This window comes from Candidatus Similichlamydia laticola, assembly GCF_003339615.1.
Lineage (GTDB): Bacteria > Chlamydiota > Chlamydiia > Chlamydiales > Parilichlamydiaceae > Similichlamydia > Similichlamydia laticola.
In genome coordinates this window covers 1-9,454 of sequence record NZ_QQBG01000020.1, presented here as the reverse complement: position 1 = coordinate 9,454, position 9,454 = coordinate 1, and the positions used below count along the sequence as shown (strand labels likewise).

General features: G+C 44.5%; 8 protein-coding genes and 3 tRNA genes. 8 read left to right on the top strand and 3 right to left on the bottom strand.

Going from position 1 to position 9,454, the window contains the following annotated elements:
- Nucleotides 1–70 precede the first annotated feature (70 nt).
- The gene (locus HAT2_RS02865) at nt 71–733 is read right to left on the bottom strand and encodes a metal ABC transporter ATP-binding protein (protein ID WP_181860336.1); all 663 of its coding nucleotides are present in this window, start codon (nt 731–733) and stop codon (nt 71–73) included.
- A 31-nt stretch (nt 734–764) separates the two neighbouring features.
- On the bottom strand, nt 765–1,562 hold the full coding sequence (locus tag HAT2_RS02860; protein WP_220253881.1) for a metal ABC transporter solute-binding protein, Zn/Mn family: 798 nt from the start codon (nt 1,560–1,562) through the stop codon (nt 765–767).
- A gap of 163 nt (nt 1,563–1,725) precedes the next feature.
- Here HAT2_RS02860 and HAT2_RS02855 point away from each other — a divergent pair.
- From HAT2_RS02855 to HAT2_RS02820, 8 genes are all read left to right on the top strand, one after another.
- Nucleotides 1,726–1,813, top strand: a tRNA-Ser gene (locus HAT2_RS02855).
- Between the two features lie 215 nt (nt 1,814–2,028).
- Nucleotides 2,029–2,412, top strand: coding sequence for a TraR/DksA family transcriptional regulator (locus HAT2_RS02850; RefSeq protein WP_114544510.1), 384 nt, complete (start codon nt 2,029–2,031; stop codon nt 2,410–2,412).
- 51 nt (nt 2,413–2,463) lie between these two features.
- Nucleotides 2,464–2,820, top strand: coding sequence for a signal peptidase II (locus HAT2_RS02845; protein WP_114544509.1), 357 nt, complete (start codon nt 2,464–2,466; stop codon nt 2,818–2,820).
- Entirely contained in the window at nt 2,813–3,655 is an 843-nt protein-coding gene (locus tag HAT2_RS02840; RefSeq protein WP_114544508.1) for a TrmH family RNA methyltransferase, read from the top strand. Before HAT2_RS02845 ends, HAT2_RS02840 begins: the two co-directional genes overlap by 8 nt.
- 68 nt (nt 3,656–3,723) lie before the next feature.
- Nucleotides 3,724–3,796: transfer RNA gene (locus HAT2_RS02835), tRNA-Ala, on the top strand.
- 12 nt (nt 3,797–3,808) lie between these two features.
- Nucleotides 3,809–3,882 (top strand) — tRNA-Ile (locus HAT2_RS02830).
- A gap of 102 nt (nt 3,883–3,984) precedes the next feature.
- Nucleotides 3,985–5,151 carry a ribonucleotide-diphosphate reductase subunit beta gene (locus tag HAT2_RS02825; RefSeq protein ID WP_114544507.1) on the top strand — a complete coding sequence of 389 codons (1,167 nt, stop codon included), beginning with the start codon at nt 3,985–3,987 and terminating at the stop codon, nt 5,149–5,151.
- 35 nt (nt 5,152–5,186) lie between these two features.
- Nucleotides 5,187–8,414: a ribonucleoside-diphosphate reductase subunit alpha gene (locus HAT2_RS02820; RefSeq protein ID WP_181860335.1), complete on the top strand. Its 3,228-nt coding sequence runs from the start codon at nt 5,187–5,189 to the stop codon at nt 8,412–8,414.
- A gap of 6 nt (nt 8,415–8,420) precedes the next feature.
- On the opposite strand, the gene HAT2_RS02815 is transcribed toward HAT2_RS02820, so the two are convergent.
- Complete coding sequence (locus tag HAT2_RS02815) at nt 8,421–9,290, bottom strand: hypothetical protein (RefSeq protein WP_114544505.1); 870 nt, start codon at nt 9,288–9,290, stop codon at nt 8,421–8,423.
- Nucleotides 9,291–9,454: the final 164 nt, after the last annotated feature.

Sequence of the window (9,454 nt, the reverse complement as noted above, 5' to 3'; positions counted from 1 at the left end):
CTGCATCCAATTGCGGCCAGAACGGCTCTTAGGAAAAAGGGGCTCTTTAATCCGAAAAGTTCATTCCAAGTCATGCATGTTTTCCCATTAGAAAAAAGTGAGAAGACAGATCTTTTTTTTGCATCTTGCACCCTCTACACTGCAAGCAGAGGTAATCTGTGCAAATTTCCTGCAAAAGTTCTAGATCGTGGGATGCAACGATCATAACGATTGTCTCTCTCATTTTTTTGAGAAGATCAAAAACAGCTCGTTTCGATGCGGTGTCAGTGTTAGCCGTCGGCTCGTCAAGAAGGAGAATATCGGGTTTATGCACGATGGCTCGTGCTAACGCTGCACGCTGCAATTGGCCACCTGATAAATCATAGACCCTTTCTTTTTCCTGCTGTAGCAGATGGACTGCGGCTAACGCTTCCCTAGCTGCTTGGATTTGGCAATGGGACAAGGCCCAGCCCATTGAAGCTTGATCAGGATGTCCCATGGCGACGAATTCGAGGGTAGAGAGGGGGATCTGGGTATGCCTTTCGGTAAATTGAGCGACATATCCGATACGGTTTTTAACGCTGTATCGTTCAATGGTTCCGTGTGTTGGCTTACGTAGGCCACTCAAAATTTGGATGAGAGATGTTTTCCCACCTCCGTTAGGGCCTATGAGGCCTAAGGGATTTCCTAGATGGACCTCGAAGGAAATTTGGGACAAGATCATTCTTTCTACCCGGAAGGAAAGGTTAGACACGAGTACGTAGGGGAAGCCTTTATGGTTCATCTTAAGTCGGATCCGCTTTTTTGGAGGCAAGCGCTTCTGCTAATCCTTCCAATGCACCTAAGATGTCTTCGGCACATGGATCTAGCAAAAAGGTTGGGAGCTCTAAACGTTCTGCAAGAGCAAGGCCGAGATCTTCATAATGACCCTTGATGAGGACAACTAAACAGGGATGTAGGCTTTCTGCTTCTTCCACGATTTTTTCGAGATGGCAAAAAGAGGGTTCATGGCCATGCGCATCGAAGGACAAGGAGGTGAGCTGAAATTCTTCACAGAAATAACCCAAAGCATCGTGCGAACAAAGCAACACTTTTGAGAAACTTTTTTCAAGAGAAGAAGCGATTCGAGCTTGACTGGTCGAAATGGTTTCCAAAACCTGTGCCAAGTTTTCCCCAATGGTCTCTTCTGCTGCTGGAGAAAGAAGCATAAGCTGTTGCGCTATTAACTGGACTTGCTCTTTTAAACGAGCAGGACTGAGCCAAAGATGAAGATCTCCTTCTCGAAGACCTTGTAGAGAGGTTCGGAGGTCGACATAGACAACAGTTTCCGGGAGAAGATCAGAAACCTTTTCTTCAAAACCGCTGCCTATTCCAAACCAGACACTTGCATCGTTTATCAAATTCACCTTATCAGGGGGCAGAGAGGAAAGATGATGATGGTTCCCTTGCTCGCATAAGCAGGCGATTTCGTGAGCTCCTCCTGAGAGCTGTGTTAAGAAGGGAAGATAGGGCGGAATTGTTACGATAACCTCTTGTGCCGAGAGCAGGCTTCCAAGATGCCAAAAAGCAGTGAATAGTAACACAGACAAATAGCGAGTTTTGTCTTTGCATCTGGGGTTCTTAGCGGACATCAAGGCTTCCTAGTTCTCCCCCTCGAAGGGGGCAAATTGTATCATAAGCTTAGAAGGTCATTCTACCTCTTCTTGAGTGAAATTTTGTCTGTTCGTAGAATCGTCCGGGCCAGGGGGAGAAGTGTCCGAGAGGCCGAAGGAGCACGATTGGAAATCGTGTATGCGCCACAAGCGTATCATGGGTTCGAATCCCATCTTCTCCGATCAGATAGCCCATTTAGGCAGGGCACTTTTGGTGTAATGCCTTTCTTGTTTGTGTTTTTAAGTGGTAGATATTACGCGTAAATTTTTCACTTCGTCGTATGCCGTTGCTTCAGGGATTCTCACTTTAGTGAAGGGGTGACCCGTGACGCAGTTTTTTCAGGCAAGAGGACCCTGAACTGAGTGAAGAATCTTTGATTAGGGAGGTCTTTGTTTTATGTCGTTGCGTCCGGAAGAGATTGAGAAGTTCAAGCTTGTTCTTCTCGATATGCGTGCTCGTTTGACAAAAATTCTTCAGGGATCGACCCAAGAGGTTCGGGTTCCTGATGAGACAAGGGGCTATTCTCAGCATCAAGCTGATGAAGGTTCCCACGATTTAGATCGTGCCATTAGTGTTGAAATGACTGTTAAAGAATTCGCCCTTTTGGGGAGGATCAACCGGGCCTTGGAAAAGATTGAGGAGGGGTCGTATGGTATTTGCGATATCTCTGGAGAGCCGATCCCTTTTGCTCGTTTGGAGGCCGTTCCCTATGCTGTTACCACGGTGAAGTCTCAAGCAGAGTTAGAGCAGGCAACCGAAAAGCAGCAGAGAATGTTCTAGCTATAGTCCTGAGCAGAGTCTTTCCTTCACGCAAGGGCATTGTAGTTGGTTATGAAGGTGTGTTTTTCCAAGTGTTTCAATGCGGGGTGTGCTTTTGGTCTTCTTTCTGGTCAGGCGAGGTTTCTTCTTTTTTGGCGTCTCCTAGGACTTTTTCTGTTTGCTATTTTGTTTAAGCATTCTTCTGGTTGCTATCGTAAATTGTTGGCTCTTTTCGCCTGGACAGGAGCTATGGGAAATTTCCTAGACTCTTTGCGCTACGGTGGCGTCCTCGACTTTTGGGAAATATCGTTTGGCCCCTTTGCTTTGAGCTTCAATTTTTCTGACCTTCTCTTGTCCCTCTCTTGTGGAGTCCTCCTTGTACAAAGTTTTCTGAAAAGAAAAATAACTAGTTCTGAACGAAATGACTGATTCTGAGACTTTTTTATCCGATCGGCCTTGGTTAACGAGTGCGCATAATCCAAAGTTAAAAAGCGCAGTTAGGCTGAAGAATCGCCGTTATCGAAAAAAGACAGAAAGTTTTTTAGTAGAGGGATTCAGAGAGCTATCTCGATACTTAGAGGGTTTGAAAAAAGGTCATTTAGGTTTTTTACCACCTGTAACTTTACTGTTTTGCAAAGAACTCTTTTTGGGTGGCAACGAAATAGATCTACTGCAGGCTTTTGCTGCTTTGGGAACCGAAGTTTTTCATGTGCCTGCTCATTTGTTTTCGTCACTTCTCTCGCATCGCGATCGACCAGATGGATTGCTTGCTATCGCCCCTATTCCGAAAAGAGATCTTTTCTCTTGGAACCCTGACTACATCTCTCGTATTGCTGTTTTGGATCAAATTGAAAAACCTGGAAATTTAGGTGCTATACTGAGAAGCGCCGATGCTGCGGGAATACAAGCTATTTTCTTGAGTGATCCTGTGACCGATGCTTGGAACCCGAATGCGGTTCGGGCCAGCATAGGCACACTTTTTACATTGCCTCTTTTTCAAGGTTTGTCTTCAAATCTTCGAATTTGGCTCAAAAGTCGTGGAGTTCAGCTTATCGCGACAAAACCTGGTAATGGGAGGAAAGTCGGTGAGATAAATTGGTCAAAACCCACCGGGCTTCTTTTGGGCTCCGAACAATTCGGGTTAAGTTCTTTTTGGTTACAGCACGCTGATCAAATTGTTTCTTTACCGACATTAGGGAGTGCTGATTCCCTGAATGTTTCGACTGCTGCTGCTATTTTCTTCTTCGCTCCGTTGATTGGATAGCTTGGGCTTCCGAGTCTATGCTTTTCTGAAATGGGAGCCTAGGTGTAGACTCGGAAGTTCCGTTTCAGGGGGACTTAGCTCATTTGGTAGAGCACCTGATTTGCATTCAGGGGGTGAGGAGTTCGAGTCTCCTAGTCTCCATGATATTTGTTTGCGGCTATAGCTCAGCTGGTTAGAGCGCGACACTGATAATGTCGAGGTCCCAAGTTCAAATCTTGGTAGCCGCACGTCTTTTTGCCGGGTTTTTCTCCACCTTTCTCTGCCTGTCTTTTATTGGCTTTTTGCGTATCATTACCGTCTCTTGTTTTAATCCAAACTGAGGCTACCTTATGGAAAAGTATACTGACGTCAATGCAGTTCCTGGGGAGTCCCCAGGGACAATTGTGTATACGGTTGGTAATCGTCGCTATGTTTTGGACGAAGCTCAAGCTAAGGCGGCCTTTCAGGAAAAGAGAGTCATTAACGGGAGAAATTCTTCTGAATTTAATGTGCTACCCTTGAAATATTCTTGGGCTTACGACTTGTATAAGAAAATGGATGCTAATCATTGGCTGCCTAATGAGATTCCCATGTTTGATGACGTCACACATTGGACAACGGAGGGGTTTCTCAACTCTGTTGAACGTAATATTGTTAAGTTTGGATTGGGTTATTTCTCTGCCTCAGAGGGTTTAATTGGAGATTGTGGCTATGCGGTTATCCGCGAGAATCTATGTGCCCCTGAATTGAAAATGGTTGTGGGTCGACATGTACATGAGGAGAATATTCATACAGAGTCTCTACTTTATATGATTTCATCTTTGGGCATCAATCCCCACGAAGTGACAGCAATGTTCTTGTCTTTGGACTCCATAAAGGACAAGAACGACTTAATTATGAAGGGCATGCCGTACCTTAAGAAGGATATCGACCTCAAGAAAACAGAAAATAAAAAATTGTTCGCTAAAGCCATTTTTGCCTTGACGCAAGTTATGGAAGGGGCTCAGTTCTGGGCGCTTTTTTTGCCTATTTTACATCTTTGTCGTGTTGGGAAAATGCCCGGTATTGGCCAAATGTTTCGCTATACACTACGTGATGAGTCGAACCATATTGAGCTAGGAAGGTGTCTTCTCCTGGAGCTTTTCAGAGAAGAGCCTGATATCTTGGATGATGCTTTTATTCAAGATTGTTCACAGTTCCTCCTTGAAGCTATGAACACAGAGTTTCGTTTTGTTGAAGATCTTTTACCAGAGCCTTTACCCGGTCTTTCTCAAAAAGATTTGAAGAATTTTGTCTGCTATAACGCGAATAGAAGGTTATTAGATCTGAACTGGGAACCTGTCGTGCGTTTTGAGGGACAGCTTGTTATGGAAAATCCCCTTGATTGGGCTTCAGAGATGATCTATCTCAAGAAAAATGAGAATTTTTTTGAAACGCGTGTGACAGAGTACACGAAGGTTTCCAAGTTGCAAGGTGTTGACGAAGAAAGTGACTTATTTGAGGGAATTGTGTGCTAGGGATGCTTGGATCGGTGAATGAGGGGGAGGAGGCCATGGTCAAGGAAAGTGTTTCGGAAGAAAAGGAAGGGTCTCTGCTTGAGTGCTCGGAGGAGTTGTGGGTCTATTTAGCCTCGAAGCTTCTCGCTCCTTCGGAGCTGCCCATGATCCAACTTGGAAGGGAAATTCTTCCTTTTGACCTTATCCGTTTCGTTAGGGATGTTTCGACTGTTCTTTTTCGAGAATCTCCTTCTTGTCAATCTCATCACGACCCTTATCACAATCATTTTCTTATTGTTAATGTCGCTAATTACGTTTTGGAAGAGATTAGGTCGTTGAACCGATCCTGTCTAGAGTCGAAGCATTTGGAAAAAATGATGTATTCAGCAGTTCGTTCTTTTGGTAGCTCGTTAGCTCGCCCTTTCCCTAAAGGAAAAGAACCGACTGTTCCTACTCTTTCTACAAGTCGTATTGCTGTTATCTTGCGTAACGGTCGATCTGTCCCTTGGAACTCTGAGAAAATTTTGCAAGCTGTTCTGAAGGCTATGTTGGCTCAGAACATGCACGGTAACGGGAAGGAACTAATATCGGAGGTCCTTGAGACAATTGAAAAACAGGCCGCTTCCGTTGCGAATAGGGTGACTGGACATATTTTGGATCGTGGTAGGAACCAAATCTATCTTGAAGAGATTCAGGATTGTGTTGAGTTCACTCTTGATGAGATGGGGTTAACGAGTTTGAGGAAGCTTTACTCTGACTATCGAAAGGAGCGTTTTCTTGTTCGTAGAAATAGGTCACTAGAAGCTTCTGGTTCGCTCTTATCAGATTTAGTGACACCTGACTTGTTGGCCAGGATCGATATTGCCTCTATTGGACTTTCTTTGGTGCACTCGCGTGAGGAGATTGCTCATTTTCTCGTCAAAACGATGCACATTATGATGAATTCGAAAGAACGGGCTCAGACCATTTTGCTAAATGCGCGTTCTCTGATTGAACAAGATGTCGAGTACCGTCTTTTTGCCGCGAGAGTTCTGTTAACGTTTGTGTATGAGGAAGTACTAGATTGGTCCGTTCAAGACGGAATGTTAGCTTTAAAACAGGCACACGTAAGCGGATTCTCTAAGTGCATCCAAAGGGGAGTGGCCCTCGAGTTGCTCGATAAACGTTGTCTAAAGATGGATTTATCTCGCCTAGCCTCTCTTCTCAATCCTTTAGCAGACTTTCAGTTTGACTTCCTTGGGATCTATACGTTGTACGATCGTTATTTTCTTCATGAGCGGATGGTAGAGACCACGGATGGCCCTCCTATCTTGAGCAATTCCGGGAAAAGAAGACTTGAGGTACCGCAGTATATGTGGATGCGTGTAGCGATGGGTTTGAGTTTTTTAGAGCCGAAGCCAGAAGAAGCCGCGATCTCTTATTATTCTCTTTACAATAGCAAACGTTTTTGTTCCTCTACACCGACTCTTTTCAATTCAGGAACCACACATCCACAAATGGCGTCGTGTTTTGGCTTAACCTGTTCCGATGAGATTTCCTCTCTACATATTGATGAAGAAAATCAGTGCTATCCGACAGGTATTTTTGGGTTGTATGCTGAATGTGCTCGTATTTCCAAGCATGCTGGAGGATTAGGTGTAGACTTCTCCTCTGTTCGAGGCAAAGGCTCTCTGATTCAAGGGACGAATGGAACCGGTTTGGGTGTTGTTCCTTTTTTGCGTATTTTAAATGATCTTGCTCTAGCCGTGAATCAGGGGGGTAGGCGACGCGGTGTCATTTGTGCCTATTTGGAAACATGGCACAACGATGTTGAGGATTTTCTCGAGTTACGAAGGACGACAGGTGATGAGAGACGTCGTACACACGACTTGCATACGGCGAATTGGATTCCAGACCTCTTCATGAAGCGTGCGGCTCGAGGAGAAATGTGGACCCTTTTCCGTAGCAATGAAGTAGCCGATTTACATGATCTCTATGGCAAGGCCTTTGAGTCGCGTTATTTAGAATATGAGAAGAAGGCTCGTGAGGGTCTAATCTATGGGAAGGTTGTCAGGGCCTCTGCTCTTTGGAAAAAGATGCTCGAGATGTTATTTGAAACGGGTCACCCTTGGATTACTTTTAAAGACCCTTGTAATGTGCGGTCTCCGCAGGGTCATGTTGGAGTCATTCATGGCTTAAATTTGTGTACGGAAATTGCCCTCAATAATTCAAGAGATGAACATTTCGTTTGTAATTTGGGATCAATCAACTTATCTGCCTTTGTCGATCTTCAAAATAAGACTTTTTTTTGGGATCAACTTCAGGAAACCGTTCATCTAGCTATTCGTATTTTGGATAACGTCATCGATCTAACTTTCTATCCGACTATTCCGGCTAGGAAGGCGAATCTGAGGCATAGACCTCTTGGTTTGGGTGTGATGGGCTGGCAAGACGTTTTGCACCTCCTTGACATTCCTTTTGAATCGGAAGAGATGATCGTTCTAGCAGATCAAGTAACCGAATTTATCTCGTGGCACGCCTGCTATGCTTCCGTTGAGTTAGCCAAGGAGCGTGGTCCCTATGCCTCCTTTGAGGGCTCTAAGTGGTCTCAGGGATTAATGCCTCTCGACACACTTGAGTTGCTCGAGCAGGAGCGTGGAATGCGTATTGAGGTAGAACGAACAAGCTGGATGGATTGGGATGCCATGCGCACCTTAATCCGAAAGCATGGTATGCGTAATTCACAGGTTCTTTCTATTGCACCGACGGCAAGCATTTCAAATATTTTCGGTTGCGCCCCTTCTATTGAACCAGATTATCGACAATTGTTTACTAAGTCGACTCTTTCTGGAGAGCAGCTTTGGCTCAATCCTTACCTCGTTGCTTCTCTTAAGAAATTGGAGAGGTGGGACCAGGAGATGTTTGAGGAGATTAAGTATGCTAAAGGTGAACTTGGCTCCATTGAAAGGATTCCTCTGTCTGTGAAAAAACAATTTCAAAACGCCTTTTCTATTGATCCGCTCTATCTTGTGCGAGCTGCAGCCGTGCGTCAGAAGTGGGTGGACCAGGCTATCTCCCTTAATTTGTTCTTAGGGGAACCAAATCTGAAAAATCTGTCACAACTTTACCTTCAAGCATGGGTGCGTGGTCTTAAGTCGACCTATTACCTAAAAACTAAATCGGCAAGTGATATTGAGGACGTGACCGTTTCCATTAAAAGAAAAGTGCGCGAGATTGCCGAGACCAAAGATGTAGAGGTGAGAAGGTGTTCTTTGAGTGCCGATGAATGCGAATCATGTCAATGAATCATTTTATTTATCCATTTTTTTTTTAAAGAGGGAATTTCCCGTTTTCTCGATGGCTTGAAAGGCTGAAGAGAGCGTTTGGTGATAACTGCCAGCGCCTTCTTCTCCTTCTAGGATTTTGTGTGATGTGAGATAGAGCCAAGCCAGAGAGGGCCAAGGTGTATTTTCGAACTGTTCACTTTGTAAAAGGCCCAAAAATTGAGCACTGTCCTCAGGAAGATTCGAGCGAAGAGACCCTTGAACCAAAAAATAAAGGACTTCACCTTGCTGATGGGGGGGCGAGCTCTTTAATTCTTCCTTGAGTTTTGCATAGAGAACGGGATTAGTAGGAAAGTTTGTATTAATTTCCGCATCGATTCGACTTAAGTTTAAGATCGTTTTCCTTCGTAAAGTTGGATAGCTTTGTAGGTGTTCTTCGATTTGCTTCCATATTTTTCTTAGGGTTGCATGGAAGGCCTGGTGGAGCTCTGTGTCCAATATCTCTGTTAGATGGAAAAGGGCATCTTCTTTCCACAAGGCGTACTGAGGAAAGCCGATGGCAAGAAGCAATTCTTTCTTCGCCCGTTCCAAATCTCCTTTTTCCCGGGAAATGACACCAGCAAGATAGTTCTTTTCCTTCTGATCCAGAAGTTTTTTGGGGGAGATTGAATCTAAAATTTGAAGAGCTTCCTTAGGATCTTTTTTCGTCAGAACCTTGGCTAGTTCCATAGCTGCTCTGTTTTTGATTTGAACGTGAACAAGGTGCCCCATCCCAAGAATTCTCCTTAGGATTCTTTCTGCTTGTCCAGTTTGACTACTTTTCGCATAGATGATCGCCTTGTCGATCTGATAATGTTCCTCCATCTGAGGATCATCGAGAACCAATTGATCGAGCAATGTGACGGCTTCATTCGTATATCCAGTTTCACGTAGAGCTAGGGCCAGAAGGCGCTGTAAGGAATAGGTAACAGCTGGGTTCTCTGCCTTTTCGCCCGTTTTGTTTTCTAGAAACTTTTTTCAAGAGAAGAAGCGATTCGAGCTTGACTGGTCGAAATGGTTTC